Source organism: Mycobacterium sp. pR1184, from assembly GCF_041287235.1.
Classification (GTDB): Bacteria; Actinomycetota; Actinomycetes; order Mycobacteriales; family Mycobacteriaceae; genus Mycobacterium.
Genome location: NZ_JBGGKR010000001.1, coordinates 141,894 through 165,854, shown reverse-complemented (window position 1 = coordinate 165,854; position 23,961 = coordinate 141,894). Strand labels below are relative to the sequence as shown.

Here is a 23,961-nt window from a genome sequence, read left to right as displayed (position 1 = left end):
AACAGCGATAGGCTACTTGACAATGACCGGACTGCCGCAGCTGAGCAGCGACCTGGATGAGTTGCTGCGAGAAGTCGCGCGGGGAGACACCCAGGCCTTTGCTGCGGTCTACGACCTCACCAAGAGCCGGGTGTTCGGGCTGGTGATCCGGGTGCTGCGCGACGCCGGCTACAGCGAAGAAACCACCCAGGAGATCTATCTCGAGGTGTGGCGTTCGGCGTCGGACTACGACCCCGCCCGCGGCTCCGCCCTGTCCTGGCTGCTGACCATGGCGCACCGGCGCGCGATCGACCGGGTGCGCGCCGAGCAGGCCGGCAGTCGCCGTGAATCGCGGTACGGCGCGGCCAATGTCGACACCGACCATGACGTCGTCGCCGACTCGGCGATCGCCGGCGACGAGCGCCGCCGGGTGGCCGACTGCCTGGGCGGGCTGACCGATGCGCAGCGCCAGTGCATCGAGCTGGCCTACTACGGCGGACTGACGTACACAGAGGTGGCGCAACGTCTGGCCGCCAATTTGTCGACGATCAAATCGCGTATTCGCGACGCCCTGCGCGGGCTGCGTAACTGCTTGGACGTGCCGTGACCGAACCTACCGATTTCGAGCTGCTCGAGCTGGCGACCCCGTACGCCCTGCACGCGGTGTCCGACGCGGAGCGCGCCGACATCGACTCGCGCCTCGCGACCGCGCCCGCGTCGGTCGCGTCGGCCTTCGCCGAGGAAGTCCGCGCCGTGCGCGAGACGATGGCCGTCGTCTCGGCTGCCACCATCGCCGAACCGCCCGCACGGCTGCGGTCCGCCGTGCTGGCCCTTGCCACGCCGAGTCTTGCGAAGCGCCGGAACCGTTGGCGCACTACCGCATTGATATCGGTCGCGGCGGCGATCGTGGCGGGCCTGACGGCATTCGGCCTGCAGACGCTGCTGCGCCCGACGCCGACGCCGTCGGTGGCCGAGCAGGTGATGGCCGCCCCCGACGTCCGGACGGTTTCGCGCCCGCTGGCCAACGGGACGGCCACGGTGGTGTTTTCCCGCGACCGCGGTGCCGGGGTGCTGGTGATGAACAACGTGCCGCCGCCGAGTCCGGGCACCGTCTACCAGATGTGGTTGATCGACTCCAAGGGCCCGACATCGGCGGGGACGATGGGCACCGCGGCCGTCTCGCCCTCGACGACGGCGACGCTGACCAACCTCGGCAAGTCGACGGCCTTGGCCTTCACCGTCGAACCCGGCTCGGGCTCACCCCAGCCCACCAGCCCGATATTGGCGACCTTGCCGCTGAGCTAGGCCTTCTTCACCAGGCTGCCGAGCATCGCGACGATCACGCCGACAACGACCAGCCCCGCACCGGCAGCCAACGTCAGGTTCAGCCAGACTCGCATTCCGGCTTCGGCGGTGTGCACCATGACGTCGGCGATCTGGCGGATGTCGCCGCTGGTGCGATTGAGCGCGTCGTTGACGTAGCGGGCACCGACCTCTATGCCGACCCACCCGGCGGCGCCGACCAGCAGCGCCGAGACGCCCAAACCGGTCAGCGCCTTGCCGCGGCGCCGGGCGGCCAGCAGGGTCAGCAGTGCCAACAGCCCGCACAGCGCTACCGCCCCCAGGCTCGCCCACTTGCCCCACGCGCCGACCCGGCTCAGCTCGCCCTGCCGCAGCGAGTGGGGCACCGACGCCGTCAGCGGCACGGTCAGCGTGGCGGGCACCGTCACATTGTGCTCGCTCAAGATCTGCCGAAACGCAGGGTCGTTGAGCATTGGGGCCACGTCGACCGCCCAGGAATCATCCGACCCCGCATCGGCGAACAGCCAGCGGTGCGCCGCCCGGTTCGCCGTCGCGAACATCGGCGGGAAGGACGGCCCGGCGGTGTATGCGCCGGCGGCGTCGCGCACCTGCGCGCTGTCCACCGGGGTGCGTGCACCGCCATGCTCGGCGATCAGCGTCATCGTCCGGCTGGTGAGTTCACCGGCCATCGCGGACTGCAGGGCGGGGTCAGCCGCCGCTTTCTGGGCCAGCGCCGCGTAGCCGTTCTCGTCGACGAGATTGAGCTGCACCCATCTCCCGGGGACGGCCACCGCCAGCGCAATCGTGGTGGCGAGCCACAGCGTCAGCGTCGCGAGAAATCGCACGCCGTCAATCTACGGCGCGATGCCCCGCACGTACGCGGCTTGCCCCAGGTGCTGGGCGCAGTCGTCGATGATGCTCACCAACCGGGCGCTGGCCGTTACCGGCGGATCCCAATTGCTGTCGACGACCCGGGCCAACTCCTCGGCGGTGACGCCGGCGATGTACTCACACGAAAGCTTGTGCACCGCGCGGTAGTAACCGGACAGCAAATCGGCAGGCGCCCGCACCTTCGCCACCTCCGCGGCGCCGTGGCCGTAGCCGGTGTCGCGGCGGGGCAGATCCAGCGCGAAGCGGTCCACCCAGCCGTCACGGGTCCACACCTCCTCGACACCGGCGACGTGGGCCAGCTGGATGTCCTGCACCCGGGCGCTGTGCCAGATCAGCCAGGCGATGGAGTTGGCGTCCGCGGTGGGTCGGTAGTTGGACACGTCGTCGGTCAGTCCGTCGGTGAGCTCGTCGACGTGTTCGATCAACCGGGTGAACGCATCGCGGAGTAACTCGCGGGCGGCGGCGTCGGCATCTGACATACCAACGACCCTACGGCTATTCGTGCTGGACCGCTTCGACGTTCGCGCCGCCAGCGCAGCAAATACCCGTGTGGTCGTTCTCGAATTGATCGTGGCACGACTCGAGGCAACGGTCGTAGATTGATCAGGTGAGCTACGACCTGCTGATTCGCAATGGCACCATCGTCGACGGGCTGGGCGGTGAACCGTACGTCGGCGACGTCGGGATAACCGGCGGCGTCATCACGGCCGTCGGGCCCGTGAACGGTGACAGCGCCGCGCGCGAGATCGACGCGACCGGCCTGCTGATCACGCCGGGATTCGTCGACCTGCACACGCACTACGACGGCCAGTCCATCTGGTCGGAGCGCCTGACGCCGTCCTCGGCGCACGGAGTGACCACCGTGGTGATGGGCAACTGCGGCGTCGGGTTCGCCCCGTGCCGTCAGGAAGACCACGACGTCCTCGTCGACGTGATGGCCGGCGTGGAAGACATCCCCGGCGTGGTGATGACCGACGGCCTGCCGTGGACCTGGGAGACCTTCCCCGAATACCTCGACGCGCTGGAAGCGGGACGCCGCGACATCGATGTGGCCGCCTACCTGCCACATTCGCCGCTGCGCGTCTACGTGATGGGCCAGCGCGGCGCCGACCGCGAAGCCGCCACTGCCGACGACCTGGCCAAGATGCGGGCGCTGGCCAAGGAGGCCATGGAAGTAGGGGCGCTGGGCTTCGCGTCGTCGCGGTTGACCATCCACAAGACCGAAAGTGGTTCGCCCATACCGAGTTACGAGGCCGCCCGTGAGGAGATCGAGGAGATCGCCAAGGGCGTTGTCGACGGCGGCGGTGGGCTGCTGCAGTTCGTGCCCGATATTCCGGCCGGCGGCTACCAGCCGGTGCTGCAGACGGTGTTCGACGTCGCCGAGGAGGTCGGCTTGCCGGTCACCTTCACGCTCGTCGTCGCCAACGCCGGGGACCCGACGTGGCCCGACGCGATCAACATGATCGAGAAGGCCAACGCCGCCGGCGGCGATATCACCGCGCAACTGCTGCCCCGTCCGATCGGGTTGATCATCGGGTTGCAACTCACCGCCAACCCGTTCGTGCTCTACCCCAGCTACCAGGAGATTGCGCATCTGCCGCTGGCCGAGCGGGTCGCCGAGATGCGCAAGCCCGAGGTCCGCGCCCGCATCCTGGCCGACAAGCCGGGCGAAGGGCACCCGATCCTCTACGTCGCGCAAATGTGGGACTGGATCTTCCCACTGGGCGAGCACCCCAACTACGAGCCGGACCCGGCGGACAGCATCGGGGCCCGGGCCAGGGCCCGCGGCGTGCACCCGATGGAGGAGGCCTACGACCGGCTGCTCGACGACGACGGCCGCGCCATGCTCCTGGTCGCGACCAGCAACATGGAGCGCAACTCGCTGAACACGGTCGGCGAGCTGCTGCACCGCGACGACGTGGTGCTCGGGCTGGGTGACGGCGGCGCCCACTACGGGATGATCTGCGACGCCAGCTACTCGACGTTCTTCCTGGCGCACTGGGCGCGGGACCGGGCGTCCGGACGGTTCACGGTCGCCGAGGCCGTCCGCGAGCTGACGTCGGTACCGGCCCGGGTCGCCGGGCTGGCCGATCGCGGACGAATCGCGGTCGGATACAAGGCCGATCTCAACGTGATCGACCACGCCGCGCTGCGCCTGCACAAGCCGGTCATCACCTATGACCTGCCCGCCGGGGGGCGTCGACTGGATCAGACCGCGGACGGGTATGTGGCCACGATCGTGTCCGGTGAAGTGATCGCCGAAAACGGCAAACCCACCGACGCGCGTCCCGGCAAGCTGGTCCGCGGCCGCCAAACGGCGCCCGCACCCACGCCATAACGCCACGAAGAAGGCCCTGTCCCGGTTAAGTTATTGCAGTGACGAGCCCGCATTACGCGTGGTTGCCGCCAGAGATCAATTCGGCCCTCCTTTACGCCGGTCCTGGATCGGCGCCGCTGCATGCTGCCGCGGAAGCCTGGGATGGGCTTGCCGAGAACCTGGCCTCGTCCGCGTCCTCGTTTTTCTCCGTGGCCTCCGATCTGGCCAACGGTTCGTGGCAGGGGCCCTCGGCGTCGGCGATGCTGGCCGTCGCGACCCAATACGTGAGCTGGCTCAAGGCGGCGGCCGCCCAGGCCGAGGCGACCTCCAGCCAGGCCTCGGCCATCGCGGGTGCCTTCGAGACGGCGCTGTCGGCGACGGTGCAGCCGGCGGTGGTGACGGCCAACCGCGCCTTGGTGCGGGCGTTGGCTTCGCAGAACCACCTGGGCCAAAACGCCCCCACGATCATGGACATCGAGTCCGCCTACGAACAGATGTGGGCCACCGACGTGGCAGCGATGTCCGGCTATCACGCCGACGCCTCGGCGGCCGCCGAACAGCTGGCGCCCTGGCAGCAGGTCATGCAGAACCTCGGCGTGCAATTCAACAACGGCGACCTGATCTTCGGACCCCACTCGGGCACCGGAAGCCTGGCGCACCACATCAACACACTGGCCAGTCTCGATCACACCGGCGGCCACGTCGGGTCCTGGCTGACCGACACCCCCGGCACCGGGTTCGCCCACACCGTGCCGAGCGGTTCGGCTTCGGCGGACTTCAGCGCCAGCCTCCTCAACTCACCGAACGCCGGCACCGGTTTCAACCCGGGAACCGCAAACCTGGGCCTGCTCAGCAATCTGGGCTCGGGCACCATACCGACGGGTTTGACGGCGGAGTAACGACCCGCCCGCTGCGCCTATCCTCGACATCATGCGCACCAAGAAGAGGGTGGATCTGGACAGGCTGGCCGCCGCCCTGCCCGACTTCCCGTTCGCATACCTGATCACCGTCGACGACGAATACCGCGTCCACACCGTGACGGTCGAACCGCGGCTGCGCGACGGCGCCGTCCTCGATATCGGACTCATCGGCGGCCGCACCCGCGAAAACCTCAGCCGGCGCGGCGATGTCACGCTGCTGTGGCCGCCGCGCGAGCCGGGCGGCTATTCGCTGATCGTCGACGGCCACGCCGAAATCGCCGAGTCCGACTCCGAGACAGTCCGATTGGATGTGGTGCCGGCCCGCGCGCTCCTGCACCGCGACGCCGATCCCGACTCCGCGGCCCACGGCACCCTGCACGACTGCGTGGTGTTCTCCCTGCCGGCGTGACCTCGTACAGTCAGTCGGATGAGCCGCGTCGCGCCATTAGCCCCGCCATGGAGCGAGGAAGACGCCCACAGCATCAACAGCTGGGGCCACCCCGACCGCTCGTATGAGCCACTGCTTCTGGTGCGCTGCCTGCAGCGCCATCCCGCGCTGGCCAACCGGCTGCGCAAGCTCGGTGAATCCCTCTATATCGCAGCGCTTTTGCCTCCGCGGACCCGGACGATCGCGATCCTGCGCAGCTGCGCGCTGGTCGGTTGCGAGTACGAGTGGGGCGGGCAGGCGGCGTTCTGGGGACCGATCGTCGGAGTCAGCGACGATGAATGTGACGCGCTGGTGACCGGCGGCCCCGACGACGCGCGGTGGAGCCCGGCCGAGCGGACACTGATCGCGGCGGTCGACGAGCTGGAGCGCACCGGTTCGTGGTCGGAGGCGACGTGGGCGGCGCTGGGCCGCGACCTCGACGACGAGCAGCGCATCGAATTGCTCACGGCCGTCGGCTGGTATCGCACGATCTGCACGCTGTGCAACGCGCTCGCCCTTCCGGTGGAGGGCTGGATGCGGCGCTGGCCGCTAGGTCGCTGAGCGGTCCCGTTTGAGGCCGGGATGCTGCTTCTTCAGTAGCGGCAGCAGCAGACGTCGCGGCATGAACTGGAACAACCGGGTGCTGACTTGGCTGGGCAGCCCGGGGATCACGGATCCGCGGTCGCCGTCGAGCGCATCGATTCCGGCGCGCGCCACTTCGGCGGCGGGCAGCCACATGAACTTCGGGAACGCGTCGGCGAATTTCCGCTCATCCATGCCCGCGTTCTTCAGGAACTCGGTGCGCACCGGTCCGGGGTTGAGCAACGCGACGGTGACACCGGTGCCGGCCAGTTCGCCGCGCAGCCCTTCGGTGTAGGTGATCACGAACGCCTTGGTGGCGGCGTAGCCGACCTGGCCGGGGAAGGGGTAGTAGCCCGCGGTGGACCCGACGTTGAGAATCCCGCCGCGCCCGCGCGCCACCATCTGCTGGACCGCGCGCGTGGTCAGGTCGATAACGGCCTCGACGTTGACCCTGACCTGGGCGATCTCGTCATCGACCGACGTGTCCGTCACCGACCCGATGGTGCCGACGCCGGCGTTGTTGACCAGGATCTCGGCCGTCAATCCGCGACGCTCGACCTCGCCGAAAAGGCCGGCGCGAGCGGCGGAATCCGCGACATCGCAGCCGATCACCTCGACGCGAACCCGGCCGGTGAGTTCGTCCGCCAGCTCGCGCAGCTTGTCCTCGCGGCGCGCGACGAGAGTGACACCGTGCCCGCGATCGGCGAGCTCGCGGGCGATCGCGGCGCCGATCCCCGACGACGCTCCGGTGACGACGGCGGTGCTGGTGGGCGCGGGAGGAGGCAGAGTCACGGATCGAACCTACCGGCCGCGACTACTCGGACAATGCGTTGAACAACGCCGCGAGCTGATCGGGCGACACCGACGCGTTGCATCTGCTGCGCAGGTCGAGCAGCGGCTGGGCGATGCCTTTCAGTTCCAGCGCCTCACCCGGATGACTGAGAAAATAACCGCGTACGGATGCCTTTGCGTCGGCGGGCGGCTGGTTGACCGCCGCGGTCAGCACGTTGTTGGCATCGGGATGACCGTCGAGATATCCGCTCGCCGAGTTCAGGACACCGCTCGCGGTGGCGGCGACCCCGCTCGCCGAGCACGGGTCGGGCGCGGCAGCGGCGGTCGGCGCGATCCCGACGCCGAACACGCAGGCGGCGATCAGTCCCCAAACCGCGCCCCATGACGATTTGCCCATTGGTAAGCCCCCTTCGTGCTCAAATGTCCGAACCTTGGATAGATCAGTACCCAAAATGCGGGAAGCTGCCCGGCCGGGATGAGATCGGGGCGATGTCCGACTTGCCCGCCTCACAGCGACAATTCAACTTGTCGCTGTGAGGCGGGCAAAACATGACGGGCCGCCCGCAGGGACGGGTGGGGCCGCTGCGACTACGACGTATTGCCACCGCACACGCGCGGCCTATCCTCGCGTCATGAGCGTGAAAGTGGATCTCGATCAACTCGCCGGCGCGCTGGCCGACTTCACGTTCGCCTACCTGATCACCTTCGGCGACGGCCGGCACGCGCACGCCGTGGCGGTCGACCCGATGCTGATCGACGGCGTGCTCGAGGTGGGCTCCATCGGCAACAGCACCCGCAACAACGTCGCCCGGCACGACGCCGTCACGCTGGTCTGGCCCCCGCACGAACCGGGCGGCTACTCGCTGATCGTCGACGGCACCGGCCTGGCCCGCGATGACGTGCTGCGCGTGCTGCCCAGTCGCGCGGTTCTGCACCGCAAGGCGGGACCGGAAACGGTGACCAAACCCGGCTGTAAAGACGACTGTCTGCGTCTCGAACAGCCCTGACACACGAAAAAGCCCGGCCCACTGGGGTTTCCAGGGGACCGGGCTTCTTCAGTGAGTTGAGCTTTTCCGCTCTTGGACTTAGAAGTCCATACCGCCCATGCCACCGGTCGGGTCGCCCACCGGAGCGGCCGCCTTCTCCGGCTTGTCGGCCACGACGGCCTCGGTGGTCAGGAACAGCCCCGCGATCGACGCGGCGTTCTGCAGCGCCGAACGGGTCACCTTGACCGGGTCGGCCACGCCGGCCTTCAGCAGGTCCTCGTACTCGCCGGTGGCCGCGTTCAGGCCGGTGCCGGCCTTCGAGTTGCGGACCTTCTCGGCGACAACGCCGGGCTCCAGCCCGGAGTTGAAGGCGATCTGCTTCAGCGGAGCCTCGAGCGCCACGCGGACGATGTTGGCACCGGTGGCCTCGTCGCCCTTGAGCTTGAGCTCGTCCAGGGTCGGGGCGGCCTGCAGCAGCGCCACGCCACCACCGGCGACGATGCCCTCCTCGACGGCGGCCTTGGCGTTGCGGACCGCGTCCTCGATACGGTGCTTGCGCTCCTTGAGCTCCACCTCGGTGGCAGCTCCGGCCTTGATCACCGCAACACCGCCGGCCAGCTTGGCCAGGCGCTCTTGCAGCTTCTCGCGGTCGTAGTCGGAGTCGCTGTTCTCGATCTCGGTGCGGATCTGAGCCACCCGGCCGGCGATGGCGTCGGTGTCACCGGCGCCCTCGACGATGGTGGTCTCGTCCTTGGTGATCACGACCTTGCGGGCCTTACCGAGCAGCGAGATGTCGGCGGTCTCGAGAGAGAGGCCGACCTCTTCGCTGATGACCTGACCACCGGTGAGGATGGCCATGTCCTGCAGCATCGCCTTGCGGCGGTCACCGAAGCCGGGGGCCTTGACCGCCACCGACTTGAAGGTGCCGCGGATCTTGTTCACGACCAGGGTGCTCAAAGCCTCGCCCTCGACGTCCTCGGCGATGATCAGCAGCGGCTTGCCGCCCTGAATCACCTTCTCCAGCAGCGGGAGCAGGTCCTTGACGGTCGACACCTTGGAGCTGACCAGCAGGATGTAGGGGTCCTCCAGGACCGCTTCCTGACGCTCGGCGTCGGTGACGAAGTAGCCCGAGATGTAGCCCTTGTCGAACCGCATGCCCTCGGTGAGCTCGAGCTGCAGGCCGAAGGTGTTGGACTCCTCGACGGTGATGACGCCCTCGTTGCCGACCTTGTCCATCGCCTCGGCGATCAGGTCACCGATCGACTGGTCACCCGCCGAGATACCCGCGGTCGCAGCGATCTGCTCCTTGGTCTCGACATCCTTGGCCGACTTCAGCAAGGTCTCGGTGACCTTCTCGACGGCCTTCTCGATGCCGCGCTTGAGGCCCAGCGGGTTGGCGCCGGCCGCGACGTTGCGCAGGCCCTCTTTGACGAGCGCCTGAGCCAGCACCGTGGCCGTCGTCGTGCCGTCACCGGCGACGTCGTCGGTCTTCTTAGCGACTTCCTTGACCAGCTCGGCGCCGATCTTCTCGTACGGGTCCTCCAGCTCGATCTCCTTGGCGATGGACACACCATCGTTGGTGATCGTGGGAGCGCCCCACTTCTTCTCCAGGACGACGTTGCGACCCTTGGGCCCCAACGTCACCTTTACCGCGTCGGCGAGGGCGTTAAGACCCCGCTCGAGGCCGCGACGGGCCTCTTCGTCGTACGCAATTGTCTTGGCCATTGCGAAGTGATTCCTCCGGATTGGGAATGAAACGGAGGCCGCCGGATGGCGGCAACCCCGTTACTTACGCTGGCCGGGCGCAGTGCCCGCGACGGACGACCAGAGCTGGCCTCACCGTCCCGACCTAGCACTCGCACACTGCGAGTGCCAACGTCATTCTTAGCACTCGCCTATGCCGAGTGCAAGAACGGGGCAGCGGTTGTCCGGCGCTATCGCTCAGCGCGTAAACCGTCGACGACGACGTCGGTAACCCGCTCGGCCAGCTCCGCGTTGTAGGCCTCCATGGCCTGACATCCGACCAGGATCGTCTTCACTTCGCGCACGCCGATGTCCGCCCGCGCCGTGCCCGCCCGCTGCGCGGCGCGCAGCAGCTCGTCGAGCATCGCCAGGAAGGCGTCCTCGGCATCGGGTGCCGCGGTAGCGATGTCGATGCCGAAACCGGCCAGGGCGTCGACCAGGCCGCGATCCGCCGCACCCCACCGCAGCACCAGCGAGCGCAGGTAGACGAACAGCGCCTCACCCGGTCCGGCGGATTCCAGCAGGGCGTGCCCCTCGTCGACGAGGTGCTGCATGCGGTCCTCAATGACCGCCTGGAACAGCGCTTCCTTGGTCGGGAAGTGCCGGTAGACGGTGCCGGCCCCGACGCCGGCCCGACGGGCGATCTCGTCGATGGGTACCGACAGGCCCTCGGCCGCGAAGGTGTCATAGGCGACTTCCAGCACGCGCGCCCGGTTGCGCGCCGCGTCGGCACGCAACCGACGTTCGGGCTGTGCCATCTATTCACCACCCATCGGTTGACAAAGCGGGGCGCACGTTCCGTATAGTACAAATAAACCGGAGCGCTCGCCCCGCTTACTTTACTCGCAAAGGAGTTTGCCATGGCCAAGTGGACAGCAGCGGACATTCCCGACCAGAAGGGCCGCGTCGCCGTCATCACCGGAGCCAACACCGGCCTGGGCTACGAAACCGCCGCCGCGCTCGCCGAGCGGGGCGCCCACGTAGTGCTCGCGGTGCGCAATCTCGACAAGGGCAAGGACGCCGCCGCACGGATCACCGCACGGAGTCCGCACGCCGACGTCGAGCTGCAGGAGCTCGACCTGACCTCGCTGGACTCCGTCCGCGCGGCCGCCGGACAGCTCAAGTCCGACTACGACCGTATCGACCTGCTGATCAACAACGCGGGCGTGATGTACACGCCGAAGGAAACCACCAAAGACGGCTTCGAGATGCAGTTCGGCACCAACCACCTGGGCCACTTCGCGCTCACCGGCCTATTGCTGGAACGGCTGCTGCCGGTCGCCGGCTCGCGGATTGTGACGGTCAGCAGCGTCGGTCACCGCATTCTGGCCGACATCCACTTCGACGACCTGCAGTGGGAACGCCGCTACAACCGGGTGGCGGCCTACGGGCAGGCCAAGCTCGCCAACCTGTTGTTCACCTACGAACTGCAGCGACGGCTTGCCCCGCACGGGACGACGATCGCCGCCGCCGCCCACCCCGGCGGGTCGAACACCGAGCTGGGCCGCTACACGCCCGCGTCGTTCCGGCCGCTCGTCAACCTGTTCTTCTCGGTGATCGCTCAGGACGCCGCCATGGGCGCGCTCCCGACGCTGCGCGCCGCCACCGACCCGGGCGTCCTCGGCGGCCAGTACTACGGCCCCGACGGCTTCGCCGAAACCCGCGGCTACCCCAAAGTCGTTGCCTCGAGCACCAAGTCGCACGACACCGAGTTGCAGCGCCGGTTGTGGACGGTCTCCGAGGAGCTCACCGGCGTCGTCTTTCGCATCGACTAGGCCAAGTCGAGCAACTGCTCGTAGCAGCCGCCGAAACCACGCGGGCGGCCAGGTCGCGGATCTTGTCGGACAGCGCCCGCTCTGCTAGCTGGCAGGCTGGATTCCATGTCCCTCGTCGTGCCGCCGTATCCACCGCCCCGCTACACCGCCGGCCAGCCGGAAGTCAGCGCCTGGCTGAAACGGGGTGACGCGCCACCGGATTACCAGACCGCCGGGGTCAACTACCACTACCTGGCCAACCAGCAGGCCACCGACGGCGACTACGGCCTGTACCGGGTCGATATCGCGGCGGCCGGCGGCGGGCCCCCGGCGCACTATCACCGGGCCATGTCCGAGGCGTTCTTCGTGCTGTCCGGGACGATCAAGCTCTACGACGGCACCGAATGGGTCGACGGCCGCGCACACGATTTCCTCTATGTCCCGCCGGGCGGGATCCACGGCTTCCGCAACGAGGCCGACGAACCCGCGTCGATCCTGATGCTGTTCGCCCCGGGCGCGCCGCGCGAGACGTACTTCGAAGGCTTTGGCACGCTGGCCGACATGACCGACGACGAGCGCAGCGAGTGGTTCGTCCGGCACGACAACTTCTGGGTCTGACGTCGCTCGCCGTTAGCGCCTTCTTCACGTCAAGTTTCACCATGGCGTGAAATTCCTGTTGCGTTGAGACTAGTTTCAACGTAGCGTGAGGATAGTTTCAACGATCCGTGAAAACAGGAGAGCAGGCCATGGGCACCACCTCGAAGCGCGTCGCCGGCATCGAACCGGGCCAGCGCCGGCTGAACGGACCGCAGACGTCGGGGCGCGAGTTCCGCAATCTGAGCGAACCGAAGTACGGCACGCGTCGACACCTCAACGTCACGATCCCGATGCGCGACGGCATCGAGCTGATGGCCGACATCTACCGGCCGGACGCCAACGGGCCGTTTCCGGCACTGGTGGCCGCATCCCCCTACGCCCGGCAGCTACAAGACCTCGGCGCCCCGGCCGGCTTCATCGAGGCGGGCGCCACTGACTTCTGGGTGCCGCGCGGCTACGCCCACGTGATCGTCAACCTGCGCGGAACCGGCGGCTCCGGCGGGACTTTCGCTTTCTTCGACAGCCAAGAGCGCCGCGACATGTACGACGTGATCGAGTGGGTTGCCGAACAACCATGGTGTGACGGCAATCTCGGCATGCTGGGCATCAGCTACTTCGCCATGACCCAACTCGAGGCAGCCGTCGAGCGACCGCCACACCTCAAGGCCATCTTTCCGTTCGCCGTGACCAGCGATCTCTACGACGGCGCGACGCACCACGGTCTGCCCAGTACGAAATTTCTCAGCTCGTTTTTGTCGATGCTCGGGCTGACGGCGCCTAAGAGTGACCGGTTCTACCGCAGTACACCTTTCGCCATCGGCCGCCGCCTGCTGAATCTGGCGCCGATACACGAGAAGTTCGCCACGATGAACGGCGAATCGGCCAACGACATGCTCAACCTGCTGATGGAACTGCCCCATCCGCCGCGGCCATGGGACGAGCTGTGGCAGAACGCCGTCGTCAGGCATCCGATACGCGACGAATGGTGGGACGAGCGCGACCTGACTGAGCTGCTCGAAAACATCGATATACCAGTTTATTTGGGATGCGATTGGGAGAACGTGCCGCTGCACCTGCCGTCCACCTTTTCCACGCTGCGCAACCTGACCAAGAGCCCGTGTGTCCGGGTCGCGATGCTCGGAAAATACGGCCTTACCTGGCCGTGGGAGAGCATGCACATCGAAGCGCTCGCGTGGTACGACCATTGGCTCAAGGGACAGGACACCGGAATTCTCGAGGGTCCCGCGTTCCGCTACTTCCTGCCCGTGGCCGAAGAGTGGAAGGCGCAGGAATCATGGCCTCCGCTCGACAGCTCACATGTCGAGTTCGCCCTGCGCGCCGACGCAGGCCTTGCCGTCGACGAAGGCGAGCCGGGCAGCCGCGAATATTGGTCCCTGGGAACAGGACTCAACCGCGCCAAGCCCAGCGAGATCGATCCGCCGTCACTGCTGACCTGGACCACCGCGCCGCTGGACGAAGACGTGGACGTGGCGGGCGACATCGAACTGCGACTGGTTGCCTCGGCAACCGCGTTGGACACCGGATGGATCGTGACCGTGTCCGACATTGCCGAAGACGGCTCGACTGTCGAGCATCTCACCAGTGGTTGGCTCCGGGCCAGCCTGCGTGAGGTCGACGAAGACGCCAGCCGTCCCGGCGCGCCGGTACTGCCGTGCCGGACCGCAGTCGGAGTACCGATCGGCGAGGACGTCGTGTACCGAATCCCCTTGCGGCCCAACGCCCGACGATTTCGCCGCGGGCACCGTATCCAGTTGACACTCACCAGCGACGACCAAAATCCCGACGTTCCGGCCATCATGGACTTCCGGCATGCGCCCGTCGGCACCAGCACGGTCAACACCGTTCGATCGTCATCGCGGCTGCTGTTGCCGGTGCTCGGCTAGTTACGCGCGCAGCTCGTAGTCCTCGTCCACCAGCGTGCGGGTGCGCTCGAAGAAGGTCCGCCCGCTGTAGGGCAGCTGGGTGACCACCTTGCCGCTGGGATGGCGAAAGTAGTTGGTACAGGCCAGCCAGACCTTGCCCTCCATCGCCGACTGGATCTCGTCGTTGTAGCGGCGCTGCGCATCCTGAGTGACCTCGATGGTGCGCGCCCCGCGATCACCCATCACGTCGAGCATCTGACGGATGAAGGTCGTCTGCGCCTCGTGGATGTAGATGATCGAGTTGACGCCGTTCGTGTTGGGGCCGTACAGCATAAAGAAGTTCGGGTATCCGGCGATCAACGTACCGAGATAGGCTTGCGCGCCGTCACTCCAGTCGTCGCGCAGCGCACGGCCGCCGCTTCCGTACACGTCGATGCTGGCGAGGTAGTCGGCGGCTTTGAAGCCGGTGCCGTAGATGATGGTGTCGACGCGGTGCTCGACGCCGTCGGCGGTGCGCACTCCGCGTTCGGTGATCTCGGTGATCGCGCTGGTTTCCAGGCTGACGTTCGGCAATCCGAACGTCGGGTACCACTCGCGCGACATCAGCGGTCGCTTGCAGCCCACCGGGTAGTCCGGCGTCAGCTTGGCGCGCAGCTCGGGATCGGCGACCTTGCGCATCAGGTAACTGCGCGCGAGCTCGGTGGCCTCGCGCGTCTGATTCGCGTCGACGTCGAAGCTGGACGACTCGTAGGCGTCGAATGCCTCGTCGCGCAGCTTCTGCATGGCCGCCGGATCGCGTTCGAACTCGGCGTGCTGTTGCGGCGTGAACGGAAAATCGAATCGGGGCGAGATCCAGATCGGGGTTCGCTGAAACACGATGAGGTGTGCGGTTTTCGGGGCGATTGCCGGAACGTACTGGATCGCGCTGGCGCCCGTGCCGATGGACGCGACCCGCTCACCTGCCGTCGACTTTCCGTGATCCCACCGCGCAGAGTGAAATTGCCTGCCCCGAAACCGTTGCGCGCCAGGGATATCGGGAACGTGGGGCACGTCGAGCATTCCGACCGCGCTGACCACGGCGTCGAACTCGTGCGCGTCGCCGTCGCCGGTGACGAGCGTCCACCGCCGGCGGTTGTGCGACCAGCGCACGGTGGTGATCGAGGTGTGGGGCCGCAGGTGCGGGCCCAGCCCGTGCTCGGCGGCCACCCGTTTCAGGTAGGCCAGGATCTCGGGCTGGTTCGCGTAGGTCTTGCTCCAGCGTGGGTTCGGCGCGAACGAGTACGAGTACAGATGCGACGGCACATCGCAGGCCGCCCCCGGAAAAGTGTTGTGCCGCCAGGTACCCCCGAATCCGTCGGCGCGGTCGAAGATGGTGAAGTCGTAGCCGCCGTCGGCGAGCTGGATTCCCATCGCGATGCCACCGGCGCCCGCGCCGATGACCCCGACGCGCGGCTTCAGTCCCATTGCGCGAAGTAGGGTCGCTCGGGTCGGCTCTTCTCCACCAGGATGAACACCACGCCCCACGGATCGACGAACCAGCTAGTGCGCACGCGCGCGACGTCGGCAATTCCGCTCACCAGGAACCGGACTCCCCTGCCCTCGAGTTCGGCGCGAGTGGCGTCGAGATCCGCGCAGATCAGCCCGACATGCGAGAGCCCGTGATCGGTGAGGGCCGCGGCAGCCCGCTGATCGCCGCCGTCGACGTTGAGGTATTCGATCACCTCCAGGACGCGATCGCTGCCGTCGCCGAAGCCGACGATGGCGGCTTTCATCGTGGGATCGGCCACCAGCTCACCCATGTCGTTGCGAATGGCGTTACCGCCCATCACATACGGCGGCGACAGCACACGCAGGCCCAACACGTCGCGGTAAAAGGCCACTGCGGCCTCACAATCCGGTACGCACACGCCGGTGTGGGCCAACCCGGTAATCACGTTCTCGACTCTACGTCGGACAGCACGCATCGCAGAGGATGAGTTTTGCGACGCCGCCACCGGCGTCGGCTCCGGAATTCGAGGGGCCGATAATGGCCGGGTGCGGTCAGTCGAGGAACATCAGCGCGTCGTAGCTGCCATGATCGGCGCCCGCCCCGCCGTGACGGTGCCACTGACGCAGGCCCAGGGCCTGGCGCTGGCGGACGACGTGGTTGCCGAGTTGGCACTGCCGGTTTTCGACAACTCCGCGATGGACGGATACGCGGTGCGCGCCGAAGAGACCGAGGGCGCCACACCCGAACGGCCGGTGGTCTTGCCGGTCGCCGAGGACATTCCTGCCGGGCGCACCGATCAGTTGACGCTGCGACCCGGAACCGCGCATCGCATCATGACCGGCGCACCGATGCCGGCCGGGGCGACGGGCGTTGTGCCGGTGGAGAACACCGACGGCGGCGTGGACTCGGTGGCGATCCGCGCACGGGCGGAGCCGGGCAAGCACATTCGACGGGCGGGCGAAGACGTGGCGCCGGGCACCACCGTGCTGCGCAAGGGTCAGGTCGTCACGCCGGCGGTGCTGGGCCTGGCCGCGGCGCTGGGATTGCCGGGGCTGCCGGTGATCCCGCGACAGCGCGTGCTGGTGATCTCGACCGGGACGGAGCTGGTGACGCCGGGCACCCCGCTGCAGCCCGGACAGATCTACGAGTCCAACTCGATCATGCTGGCCGGGGCCGTGCGTGAGGCCGGCGCCGACGTGATCGCCGTCGCGACGGCCGAAGACGATGTCGCGCAGTTCAGCTCGATTCTGGATCGGCACGCGGCCCCTGAAAACGAAGTCGACCTGATCATCACCAGCGGCGGAGTCAGCGCCGGCGCCTACGAGGTCGTCAAGGACGCGTTCGGCCGTGACGGAGACCAGGGCGTCGAGTTCGTCAAGGTGGCGATGCAACCCGGGATGCCGCAGGGCATCGGGCGGGTGGCCGGCACCACGATCGTCACCCTGCCCGGCAACCCGGTCAGCGCGCTGGTGTCCTTCGAGGTGTTCATCCGTCCCGCGCTGCGCACGGCGATGGGCCTGCCGGATCCGCACCGGCCGCACCGGCCCGCGGTGCTTGCCGAGTCGCTGACCTCGCCGAAAGGTAAGCGCCAATTCCGCCGCGCGATCCTCGACACCGACAACGGCAGCGTGCTCAGCTACGGCCCGCCGGCCTCGCACCACCTGCGATGGCTGGCTTCCGCGAACGGCCTGCTGGACATCCCCGAGGATGTCGTGGAAGTGGCCGCCGGAACCGAGCTGCAGGTCTGGGATCTGAGCTAAACCTGGCGGTGGAACTCGTCGGCGGCGTCGAACGCGGAGGTGCAGCGGATCGCGATTGCGGCCACGCAGACCATCACCGGAATGGTCACCAATGCCGCTGACAACCCGATCCAGTCGGCGAGATGGCCGATCAACGGCGGCCCGAGCAGGTAACCCAGCCAGCCGCTGGCGGCCACCATCGTGATGGCCGAACCCGCGGTGCCCGCCGAGTAGGCGGAGCTGAACGCCGTGGGCACCAACAGCGCCACGCCGGCGCCCAGACAGGCGAACCCGATCACCGTGACGATGGGGTTGCCCAGCGCCAGCGTCACACACATCGCGATCGCCGCGAATACGGCCAGTGCCGGCAACAGCCGGCGCGCGGAAAGCCGCACCTGCAGGCGGGTGGCGCCCAGCCGGGTGACGACCATCAGCAACGTGTACGCGGCGTAGCTCAGCGCGGCCGCGCCCGGGCCGGCCCCCACGACGTTGCGCGAGTAGGTGGCCGACCAGTCGGCCGCGGCACCCTCGGACAGGAATGACGCGAACGACACCAACGCCAGTACCGCCACGGCGGCCGTCAACCCAAAGCGCTTGGCGCAACGCGTATCCGAACGTTCGGTCGTCGCCTGATCCGGTACCAGGTAACGCAGGAACGGTACCGCGACACCCAGCACGGCGACCCCCACCGCCACCAGCAACGGGGTAAGGCCGACTCCGGCGCCCACGCACGCCGCGCCAGTGCTGGCTCCGAGCAATCCGCCGGCGCTCCACATGCCGTGGAAGCGGGCCATGATCGGCGCTCGGGCGAGCCGCTCGACGGTGCCGGCCTGGGTGTTCATCGCGACGTCCAGCGCACCCTGAAAGACCCCCCACACCGCGAGCGCCAGAAACAGCGACAGCTCGGAGGAGGCCAGCCCGATGGCCGGCCCTGCCAGGGCGTAGCCGACGAGAGGGGCGGGCACCAACCGGTGGCTGCCCCACCGGGGCAGCGCCCAATGGCAAAAGATCATCGCGGCAACCGAGCCCAGCGGCACCCCGAAGAGCGCGGTGCCCAGCGCCGCATTGGACAACCCGAGCTGTGCTTTGACTTGCGGGATATACGCGACCCAGGCCGAGGCCAGCACCGCGTGAGCCGTGAAGATGACGGTGACGGTCATTTTTGCGCGGCGCAGCCGCGTCGCCGCGCGGTCGCGAGTCTGCGATCGAGTCGAGATCCGTACACCCCCTATGCGCGTGAAAGACCAATGCTTCCATTGCTGGCCCGCACGAAGCAGAACGCCACCCGGGCTCCGTAAGATGACGCGCGTGGCACGACGCCCCCGCCATTCCGCCGACGAAGGCCTGTCCTACCAGGGCCCGACCGTCAGCCCACGGCACATGCTGCAGCTGGTGGGAGAAACCGTGCCGCCGGTGCATCCCGCGGGGCTGCCGTTCATCTCCGCCGGCCTGGCCCTCGCGCTCCTCGGACGCCACCACCGGTGGCCGCGCCGGGTCGGTCTGCTGGCCGCGGGAGCCTGCGCGGCGTTCTTCCGGCACCCGCCCAGGGTGCCGCCGACGCGGCAGGGTGTCGTGGTCGCTCCCGCCGACGGCGTCGTCTGTCTGGTGGATTCCGCGGCCCCACCCGCGGAACTGAGCATGGGCGACGCGCCGCTGCCGCGGATCAGCATTTTCCTGTCGATCCTGGACGCCCACGTGCAACGCGCCCCGGTCGGCGGCGAGGTGATCGCCGTGCAACACCGCCCCGGCCGTTTCGGGTCGGCCGACCTGCCGTCGGCGAGCGACGAGAACGAGCGCACCAGCGTCCGGATCCGGACCGACAGTGGCGCCGAGGTGGTAGCGGTGCAGATCGCCGGGCTGGTCGCGCGCCGCATCGTCTGCGACGCGCACGTCGGGGACAAGCTGTCGATCGGTGAGACCTACGGCCTGATCCGATTCGGCTCGCGGCTGGACACCTACTTGCCGCCGGGCAGCGAGCCGATCGTCGCGGTCGGCCAGCGCGCGGTCGCCGGCGAGACGGTATTGGCCGACCTGCGATGAGCAACAAGATTCGGGGCCGGGCGGTCAACCTGCAGATCCTGCCCAGTGCGATGACAGTGCTGTCGATCTGCGCGGGCCTGACGTCGATCAAGTTCGCGCTCGAACATCAGCCCAAGGCGGCGATGGCGCTGATCGCCGCAGCGGCCATTCTCGACGGGCTCGACGGCCGGGTGGCCCGCATCCTGGACGCGCAGTCGCGCATGGGTGAGGAGATCGACTCGCTGGCCGACGCGGTGAACTTCGGGGTGACTCCGGCGATCGTGCTGTACGTGACGCTGTTGTCGACGTCGCCGGCCGGCTGGGTCGTGGTGCTGCTGTACGCGGTCTGCGTCGTACTGCGGCTGGCGCGGTTCAACGCGCTGCAGGACGACGGATCCAAGCCCGCCTACGCCAACGAGTTCTTCGTCGGAATGCCCGCGCCGGCCGGCGCGATCTCGATGATCGGCCTGATCGGGCTCAAGCTGCAGTTCGGCGATGGCTGGTGGTCGTCGACGGTGTTCCTCTGCCTCTGGATCACCGGCACGTCGATGTTGATGATCAGCAAGATCCCGATGCGCAAGATGCACGCCGCGGCGGTGCCACCGAACTGGGCGGCGCCGCTGCTGGCCATCCTGGCGATCTGTGCAGCGGCCGCGGTGCTGGCTCCTTACGTCCTGATCTGGGTCATCATCGTCGCTTACTTGTGCCACGTCCCCTTCGCGGTGCGTAACCAGCGCTGGCTGGCCGCACACCCCGAGGTGTGGGGCGAAAAGCCCGAGCAACGGCGCGCCGTGCGGCGGGCCAACCGCCGCGCCCAGCCCCACCGGCGCCCGATTGTCCGGCTGGGGCGACCCGGCGGACGATCGATGGCGCGGCTGGGGCTGCGTAAGCCGGGTGGACGTTTGCCATGACGGATCCCGGCGCGGGGTCCGGACACCTGACGCTGACCGCCCGGCTGAACACCTCGGCCGTCGACTCGCGCCGCGGCGTCATCCGGATGCACCCGAGCGCCGTTGCCGCCCTTGGCATTCGGGAGTGGGATGCGGTGTCGCTGACGGGATCGCGAACCACCGCGGCGGTGGCAGGCCTCGCCGAAACGACGATCCCGGTGAGCACGGTGCTGCTCGACGACGTGACGCTGTCCAACGCGGGCTTGCGCGAGGGCACCGCGGTGATCGTGAGCGCGGTCACGGTGTACGGCGCGCGATCGGTGACGCTGAGCGGCTCTTCGCTTGCCACCCGATCGATTACCTCGGCCACCCTGCGACAGGCCCTGCTCGGCAAGGTGATGACCGTGGGCGACGCGGTGTCGCTGCTGCCCCGCGACCTCGGGCCCGGCACCTCGACGTCGGCAGCCAGCCGGGCGCTGGCGTCCTCAGTCGGGATCAGCTGGACCTCGGAGCTGCTCACCGTCACCGGCGTGGACCCCGACGGGCCGGTGAGTGTGCAACCGAACTCGTCGGTCTCCTGGGGCGACGGGATTCCTGTCGGTGCCGCCGCGGCCCGGCCGCAACCGGTCGCCGTTGCGGATCCCGCCATCGGAGTCGACGATCTCAAGGGTTCCCAAGTGCAGGCCGGCAAGCTCAGCGAATGGCTCAAGCTGGCGCTCGACGAACCCCACCTGCTGAAAACCCTTGGCGCCACCACGAATTTGGGTGTGCTGGTGTCGGGCCCGGCCGGAGTCGGTAAGACGACGATGGTGCGCGCGGTGTGTGCCGGCCGCCGGCTGATCCAACTCGACGGTCCCGAGGTCGGCGCGCTGGCGGCCGAAGACCGACTCAAGACGGTGGCCGCCGCGGTGACCGGGATTCGTGACGGCGGCGGCGTGCTGCTGATCACCGACGCCGACGCGCTGCTGCCGGCGACCGCCGAGCCGGTGGCCGCCCTGATCCTCGCCGAGCTGCGTACCGCGGTGGCCACCGATGGCGTGGCCCTGATCGCCACGTCCGCGCTGCCCGATCAGCTCGATCCGCGGTTGCGCTCCCCTGAGCTGTGCGACCGGGAGCTCGGCCTGACGCTGCCGGACGGCGCGACCCGCAAGGCGCTGCTGGAGACACTGCTGAAATCCGTCCCGACCGGCGAGCTGGATCTGGATGAAATCGCAGGCCGTACACCGGGTTTCGTTGCCGCCGACCTGGCCGCACTGGTCCGGGAGGCAGCGCTGCGGGCGGCGTCGCGGGCCAGCGCCGAAGGCCGGCCGCCGACGCTGCATCAGGACGATCTGGTCGGCGCGCTGTCGGTCATCCGGCCACTGTCTCGTTCGGCCAGCGAGGAACTGACCGTCGGAAACGTGACGCTCGACGACGTCGGCGACATGGTCGAAGCCAAACAGGCGCTGACCGAAGCGGTGCTGTGGCCGCTGCAGCATCCCGACACCTTCGCGCGGCTCGGCGTCGATCCGCCACGCGGCGTGCTGCTCTACGGGCCACCGGGCTGCGGCAAGACGTTCGTGGTCCGGGCACTGGCCAGCACCGGGCAGCTGAGCGTGCATGCGGTCAAAGGCTCCGAGCTGATGGACAAGTGGGTGGGCGCCTCGGAGAAGGCGGTTCGCGAATTATTCCGTCGGGCAAGGGATTCGGCGCCGTCGCTGGTCTTCCTCGACGAGGTGGACGCGCTGGCGCCCCGGCGTGGGCAGAGCTTCGACTCGGGCGTCACCGATCGCGTGGTGGCCGCGTTGCTGACCGAGCTCGACGGCATCGACCCGCTGCGTGACGTCGTGGTGCTGGGCGCGACCAACCGGCCCGATCTGATCGATCCCGCGCTGCTGCGCCCGGGCCGCCTGGAGCGGCTGGTTTTCGTCGAGCCGCCCGACGCGGCGGCCCGCCGCGAAATCCTGCGCACCGCAGCCAAATCCATCCCGCTGAGCGCGGATGTCAATCTCGACGACATCGCCGCCGAACTCGACGGGTACAGCGCGGCCGACTGCGTGGCCCTGCTGCGCGAGGCCGCGCTCACCGCGATGCGGCGCTCCATCGACGCCGCCGACGTCACCGCCGCCGACCTCGAGGCGGCCCGCAAAACCGTGCGGCCCTCCCTGGATCCCGTCCAGGTGGCGTCGCTACGCGCGTTCGCCAAAGCTTTCTAGCACCGCACGCACCGACACCGCGACATCGGCCTCCAGCCAGGATGGCATCGGATCGTCGCGCGCGTGCCGTCGGACGACGGCATAGGGCAGGTCGACGATCGCGCGCGAGACAGCGTCAACTGACCGGGAGTCCTTGCGCCCATACAGCTTTCGGGCCAACGCGCCGACCCGCTCGATCAGCGGCGCATTCATCGCGGCCAGCGTCTGCTGGAATTGCGCGTCAGGCTCGGCGTCGAGCAGGTCGGCCGGACGGATGGTCAGCAACAGTCGCGCGTCCTGCGGGAGTTCGCGCGCGAAGCTGATCGCGGACACCGCCATCGCCACCGCGACTTCGGTCGGGGTATCGGCGGCTGCGGACATCGCCCGCGACTGGAAGCGTTCCAGCGCGCGCAGCCACACCGCCGTCAGGATGCCGTCGCGGTTGCCGAAGCGGTGATACAACGTGCCGGCCGGCGCACCGCTGGACTTCGCGATCGCCGCGACACTGGCCGCGCGCGGTCCGCCGTCAAGAACCAGTGTTCGGGCCGCGTCCAGGATCACATCGGTTTCATGCTTCCGCGGAGGTGCCATGATCTAGTACATTCCTTCTATATGGAACGATTACCCTATATCGATGAGCATGCCATAACCATCGACGCGAATCGGGCCGAAGCGTGGTCGGCGCTGCTGCGGGTGATGTGTCGCGACCCGCACGACCCGTCGGGCGTGCCAATCGGATTCGTGCTCGACGAAGCACGCGAGCCCGAGCGCTTCGCACTCGCGGGCCGCCACCTGTTCGCGGTCTACCGGTGGGTGTTCGAACTGGAGGCCGACGCCGCGGGCCGTACCCGATTGCGCGCGACCACGTGGGCAGCCTTCCCGGGTGTGCACGGCAGGATCTATCGCGCCCTGGTGATCGGCACCGGCGCCCACCAGGTGGTGACGCGCGGGACGCTGAAACGCATTGCGGCCGCGGCACTGCGCGATCAGACCGAGAGCGGCCAGACCGCATCCGACTACACCGACGTCTTCGAAGTCCCGATGTCGCCCGGCGACACGCGCACCGCCGAACAGATGTTCCGTGACGCGCTCCGAGACGAACGCGGTGGCGGCGCGGTGTCGTGGATCCACCGCCATGTCTTGCGATTTCAGCTGCATTCCTCGACCGATCACTTGATCGGCTGGCAGATCGTGCAATCGGATCCCGACGAGCTCGTGCTGACCGCGGGCGGGCCGCTGATGCGCGGGGAGCTGACGCTGCGGCGCCGGGACGGTCGGCGGGCCACGCTCACCACGCGGGTGCACTATCGCCGCAGACTGTCCGCCCGCATGGTCTGGGCGGTGATCGCCCCGCTACATCGCGTCGTCGCGCCGCGGCTCATGCAGCGTGCAGCCGAGCCCGATCCACGCCGAGCGGCGGTCATATGAGTTCAGCCTGAACGTTTCGCGGCGCTGGTCCGTAACCACTTCGCATACA

The 23,961-nt window shown here is 68.2% G+C and carries 24 protein-coding genes and 1 pseudogene; 15 read left to right on the top strand and 10 right to left on the bottom strand.

Annotated elements, in window-relative coordinates; all coding sequences use genetic code 11:
- Positions 1-22 precede the first annotated feature (22 nt).
- Entirely contained in the window at positions 23-586 is a 564-nt protein-coding gene (locus tag ACAG21_RS00840) for a sigma-70 family RNA polymerase sigma factor (RefSeq protein ID WP_370494174.1), read from the top strand.
- A complete protein-coding gene (locus ACAG21_RS00835) occupies positions 583-1,284 on the top strand; it encodes an anti-sigma factor domain-containing protein (RefSeq protein WP_370494173.1) in 702 nt (233 codons plus the stop codon). The genes ACAG21_RS00840 and ACAG21_RS00835 overlap by 4 nt, the downstream gene beginning before the upstream one ends.
- Here the strand turns inward: ACAG21_RS00835 and ACAG21_RS00830 are convergent.
- Positions 1,281-2,126 (bottom strand): hypothetical protein, encoded by an 846-nt coding sequence (locus ACAG21_RS00830; protein WP_370494172.1) that lies wholly within the window; start codon positions 2,124-2,126, stop codon positions 1,281-1,283. The two genes, ACAG21_RS00835 and ACAG21_RS00830, sit on opposite strands and share 4 nt — an antisense overlap.
- Positions 2,127-2,135: 9 nt before the next feature.
- Entirely contained in the window at positions 2,136-2,651 is a 516-nt protein-coding gene (locus ACAG21_RS00825; protein WP_370494171.1) for a mycothiol transferase, read from the bottom strand.
- Positions 2,652-2,779: 128 nt separating this feature from the next.
- Between ACAG21_RS00825 and ACAG21_RS00820 the strand changes: the two genes are divergently transcribed.
- The 4 genes and pseudogenes from ACAG21_RS00820 (at position 2,780) to ACAG21_RS00805 (ending at position 6,397) form a co-directional block, all read left to right on the top strand.
- On the top strand, positions 2,780-4,510 hold the full coding sequence (locus ACAG21_RS00820; RefSeq protein WP_370494170.1) for an amidohydrolase family protein: 1,731 nt from the start codon (positions 2,780-2,782) through the stop codon (positions 4,508-4,510).
- A 38-nt stretch (positions 4,511-4,548) separates the two neighbouring features.
- A pseudogene (locus tag ACAG21_RS00815) lies at positions 4,549-5,089 on the top strand (PPE family protein); the annotation flags it as partial.
- A 330-nt stretch (positions 5,090-5,419) separates the two neighbouring features.
- The gene (locus ACAG21_RS00810) at positions 5,420-5,818 is read left to right on the top strand and encodes a pyridoxamine 5'-phosphate oxidase family protein (protein WP_370494169.1); all 399 of its coding nucleotides are present in this window, start codon (positions 5,420-5,422) and stop codon (positions 5,816-5,818) included.
- 18 nt (positions 5,819-5,836) lie between these two features.
- Positions 5,837-6,397 carry a carboxymuconolactone decarboxylase family protein gene (locus ACAG21_RS00805; protein ID WP_370494168.1) on the top strand — a complete coding sequence of 187 codons (561 nt, stop codon included), beginning with the start codon at positions 5,837-5,839 and terminating at the stop codon, positions 6,395-6,397.
- Here the strand turns inward: ACAG21_RS00805 and ACAG21_RS00800 are convergent.
- On the bottom strand, positions 6,386-7,210 hold the full coding sequence (locus tag ACAG21_RS00800) for an SDR family NAD(P)-dependent oxidoreductase (protein WP_370494167.1): 825 nt from the start codon (positions 7,208-7,210) through the stop codon (positions 6,386-6,388). The genes ACAG21_RS00805 and ACAG21_RS00800 overlap by 12 nt on opposite strands.
- A gap of 22 nt (positions 7,211-7,232) precedes the next feature.
- Entirely contained in the window at positions 7,233-7,607 is a 375-nt protein-coding gene (locus tag ACAG21_RS00795; protein ID WP_370494166.1) for a heme-binding protein, read from the bottom strand.
- A gap of 235 nt (positions 7,608-7,842) precedes the next feature.
- On the opposite strand from ACAG21_RS00795, the gene ACAG21_RS00790 reads away from it, so the two are divergent.
- The gene (locus ACAG21_RS00790; RefSeq protein WP_370494165.1) at positions 7,843-8,217 is read left to right on the top strand and encodes a pyridoxamine 5'-phosphate oxidase family protein; all 375 of its coding nucleotides are present in this window, start codon (positions 7,843-7,845) and stop codon (positions 8,215-8,217) included.
- A gap of 78 nt (positions 8,218-8,295) precedes the next feature.
- Here ACAG21_RS00790 and groL read toward each other — a convergent pair whose 3' ends face one another.
- Together groL and ACAG21_RS00780 are read right to left on the bottom strand one after the other, a co-directional pair.
- Entirely contained in the window at positions 8,296-9,921 is a 1,626-nt protein-coding gene (groL, locus tag ACAG21_RS00785) for a chaperonin GroEL (protein WP_370494164.1), read from the bottom strand.
- Between the two features lie 209 nt (positions 9,922-10,130).
- Positions 10,131-10,697, bottom strand: a complete 567-nt coding sequence (locus ACAG21_RS00780) for a TetR/AcrR family transcriptional regulator (protein ID WP_370494163.1) — start codon at positions 10,695-10,697, stop codon at positions 10,131-10,133.
- 102 nt (positions 10,698-10,799) lie between these two features.
- Here ACAG21_RS00780 and ACAG21_RS00775 point away from each other — a divergent pair, with 102 nt between their 5' ends.
- The 3 genes from ACAG21_RS00775 to ACAG21_RS00765 all read left to right on the top strand — a co-directional run bounded on the left by ACAG21_RS00775 (position 10,800) and on the right by ACAG21_RS00765 (position 14,194).
- Positions 10,800-11,714: an SDR family NAD(P)-dependent oxidoreductase gene (locus ACAG21_RS00775; RefSeq protein WP_370494162.1), complete on the top strand. Its 915-nt coding sequence runs from the start codon at positions 10,800-10,802 to the stop codon at positions 11,712-11,714.
- A 105-nt stretch (positions 11,715-11,819) separates the two neighbouring features.
- Complete coding sequence (locus ACAG21_RS00770) at positions 11,820-12,311, top strand: cupin domain-containing protein (RefSeq protein ID WP_370494161.1); 492 nt, start codon at positions 11,820-11,822, stop codon at positions 12,309-12,311.
- A 128-nt stretch (positions 12,312-12,439) separates the two neighbouring features.
- Complete coding sequence (locus ACAG21_RS00765) at positions 12,440-14,194, top strand: CocE/NonD family hydrolase (protein ID WP_370494160.1); 1,755 nt, start codon at positions 12,440-12,442, stop codon at positions 14,192-14,194.
- Here the strand turns inward: ACAG21_RS00765 and ACAG21_RS00760 are convergent, their stop codons facing one another.
- Both ACAG21_RS00760 and ACAG21_RS00755 read right to left on the bottom strand, forming a co-directional pair.
- Positions 14,195-15,637, bottom strand: coding sequence for a flavin-containing monooxygenase (locus tag ACAG21_RS00760; RefSeq protein ID WP_370494159.1), 1,443 nt, complete (start codon positions 15,635-15,637; stop codon positions 14,195-14,197).
- Positions 15,628-16,107 (bottom strand): VOC family protein, encoded by a 480-nt coding sequence (locus ACAG21_RS00755; RefSeq protein WP_370494158.1) that lies wholly within the window; start codon positions 16,105-16,107, stop codon positions 15,628-15,630. Before ACAG21_RS00755 ends, ACAG21_RS00760 begins: the two co-directional genes overlap by 10 nt.
- A gap of 100 nt (positions 16,108-16,207) precedes the next feature.
- Here ACAG21_RS00755 and glp point away from each other — a divergent pair, with 100 nt between their 5' ends.
- A complete protein-coding gene (gene glp, locus ACAG21_RS00750) occupies positions 16,208-17,422 on the top strand; it encodes a gephyrin-like molybdotransferase Glp (RefSeq protein WP_370494157.1) in 1,215 nt (404 codons plus the stop codon).
- Here glp and ACAG21_RS00745 read toward each other — a convergent pair.
- Complete coding sequence (locus tag ACAG21_RS00745) at positions 17,419-18,561, bottom strand: MFS transporter (protein ID WP_370494156.1); 1,143 nt, start codon at positions 18,559-18,561, stop codon at positions 17,419-17,421. The two genes, glp and ACAG21_RS00745, sit on opposite strands and share 4 nt — an antisense overlap.
- A 148-nt stretch (positions 18,562-18,709) precedes the next feature.
- On the opposite strand from ACAG21_RS00745, the gene ACAG21_RS00740 reads away from it, so the two are divergent.
- The 3 genes from ACAG21_RS00740 to ACAG21_RS00730 are packed head-to-tail and all read left to right on the top strand — an operon-like array spanning position 18,710 to position 22,505.
- Positions 18,710-19,441 carry a phosphatidylserine decarboxylase gene (locus ACAG21_RS00740; protein ID WP_370494155.1) on the top strand — a complete coding sequence of 244 codons (732 nt, stop codon included), beginning with the start codon at positions 18,710-18,712 and terminating at the stop codon, positions 19,439-19,441.
- The gene (gene pssA / locus ACAG21_RS00735) at positions 19,438-20,331 is read left to right on the top strand and encodes a CDP-diacylglycerol--serine O-phosphatidyltransferase (RefSeq protein WP_370494154.1); all 894 of its coding nucleotides are present in this window, start codon (positions 19,438-19,440) and stop codon (positions 20,329-20,331) included. Before ACAG21_RS00740 ends, pssA begins: the two co-directional genes overlap by 4 nt.
- Complete coding sequence (locus ACAG21_RS00730) at positions 20,328-22,505, top strand: AAA family ATPase (protein WP_370494153.1); 2,178 nt, start codon at positions 20,328-20,330, stop codon at positions 22,503-22,505. The genes pssA and ACAG21_RS00730 overlap by 4 nt, the downstream gene beginning before the upstream one ends.
- On the opposite strand, the gene ACAG21_RS00725 is transcribed toward ACAG21_RS00730, so the two are convergent.
- Positions 22,479-23,075 (bottom strand): TetR/AcrR family transcriptional regulator, encoded by a 597-nt coding sequence (locus ACAG21_RS00725; protein ID WP_370494152.1) that lies wholly within the window; start codon positions 23,073-23,075, stop codon positions 22,479-22,481. The genes ACAG21_RS00730 and ACAG21_RS00725 overlap by 27 nt on opposite strands.
- 21 nt (positions 23,076-23,096) lie before the next feature.
- On the opposite strand from ACAG21_RS00725, the gene ACAG21_RS00720 reads away from it, so the two are divergent.
- Positions 23,097-23,912, top strand: a complete 816-nt coding sequence (locus ACAG21_RS00720) for a DUF2867 domain-containing protein (RefSeq protein ID WP_370494151.1) — start codon at positions 23,097-23,099, stop codon at positions 23,910-23,912.
- Positions 23,913-23,961: the final 49 nt, after the last annotated feature.

Excerpts from the sequence above, each read along its gene's own strand:
- ACAG21_RS00720 (WP_370494151.1), top strand. The coding sequence starts at position 23,097 with ATGGAACGATTACCCTATATCGATGAGCATGCCATAACCATCGACGCG.
- groL (WP_370494164.1), bottom strand. The coding sequence starts at position 9,921 with ATGGCCAAGACAATTGCGTACGACGAAGAGGCCCGTCGCGGCCTCGAG.
- ACAG21_RS00790 (WP_370494165.1), top strand. The coding sequence starts at position 7,843 with ATGAGCGTGAAAGTGGATCTCGATCAACTCGCCGGCGCGCTGGCCGAC.
- ACAG21_RS00730 (WP_370494153.1), top strand. The coding sequence starts at position 20,328 with ATGACGGATCCCGGCGCGGGGTCCGGACACCTGACGCTGACCGCCCGG.
- ACAG21_RS00780 (WP_370494163.1), bottom strand. The coding sequence starts at position 10,697 with ATGGCACAGCCCGAACGTCGGTTGCGTGCCGACGCGGCGCGCAACCGG.
- ACAG21_RS00825 (WP_370494171.1), bottom strand. The coding sequence starts at position 2,651 with ATGTCAGATGCCGACGCCGCCGCCCGCGAGTTACTCCGCGATGCGTTC.
- ACAG21_RS00725 (WP_370494152.1), bottom strand. The coding sequence starts at position 23,075 with ATGGCACCTCCGCGGAAGCATGAAACCGATGTGATCCTGGACGCGGCC.
- ACAG21_RS00770 (WP_370494161.1), top strand. The coding sequence starts at position 11,820 with ATGTCCCTCGTCGTGCCGCCGTATCCACCGCCCCGCTACACCGCCGGC.
- ACAG21_RS00745 (WP_370494156.1), bottom strand. The coding sequence starts at position 18,561 with ATGACCGTCACCGTCATCTTCACGGCTCACGCGGTGCTGGCCTCGGCC.
- ACAG21_RS00840 (WP_370494174.1), top strand. The coding sequence starts at position 23 with ATGACCGGACTGCCGCAGCTGAGCAGCGACCTGGATGAGTTGCTGCGA.
- ACAG21_RS00810 (WP_370494169.1), top strand. The coding sequence starts at position 5,420 with ATGCGCACCAAGAAGAGGGTGGATCTGGACAGGCTGGCCGCCGCCCTG.
- ACAG21_RS00795 (WP_370494166.1), bottom strand. The coding sequence starts at position 7,607 with ATGGGCAAATCGTCATGGGGCGCGGTTTGGGGACTGATCGCCGCCTGC.
- ACAG21_RS00760 (WP_370494159.1), bottom strand. The coding sequence starts at position 15,637 with ATGGGACTGAAGCCGCGCGTCGGGGTCATCGGCGCGGGCGCCGGTGGC.
- ACAG21_RS00765 (WP_370494160.1), top strand. The coding sequence starts at position 12,440 with ATGGGCACCACCTCGAAGCGCGTCGCCGGCATCGAACCGGGCCAGCGC.
- pssA (WP_370494154.1), top strand. The coding sequence starts at position 19,438 with ATGAGCAACAAGATTCGGGGCCGGGCGGTCAACCTGCAGATCCTGCCC.
- ACAG21_RS00805 (WP_370494168.1), top strand. The coding sequence starts at position 5,837 with ATGAGCCGCGTCGCGCCATTAGCCCCGCCATGGAGCGAGGAAGACGCC.
- ACAG21_RS00775 (WP_370494162.1), top strand. The coding sequence starts at position 10,800 with ATGGCCAAGTGGACAGCAGCGGACATTCCCGACCAGAAGGGCCGCGTC.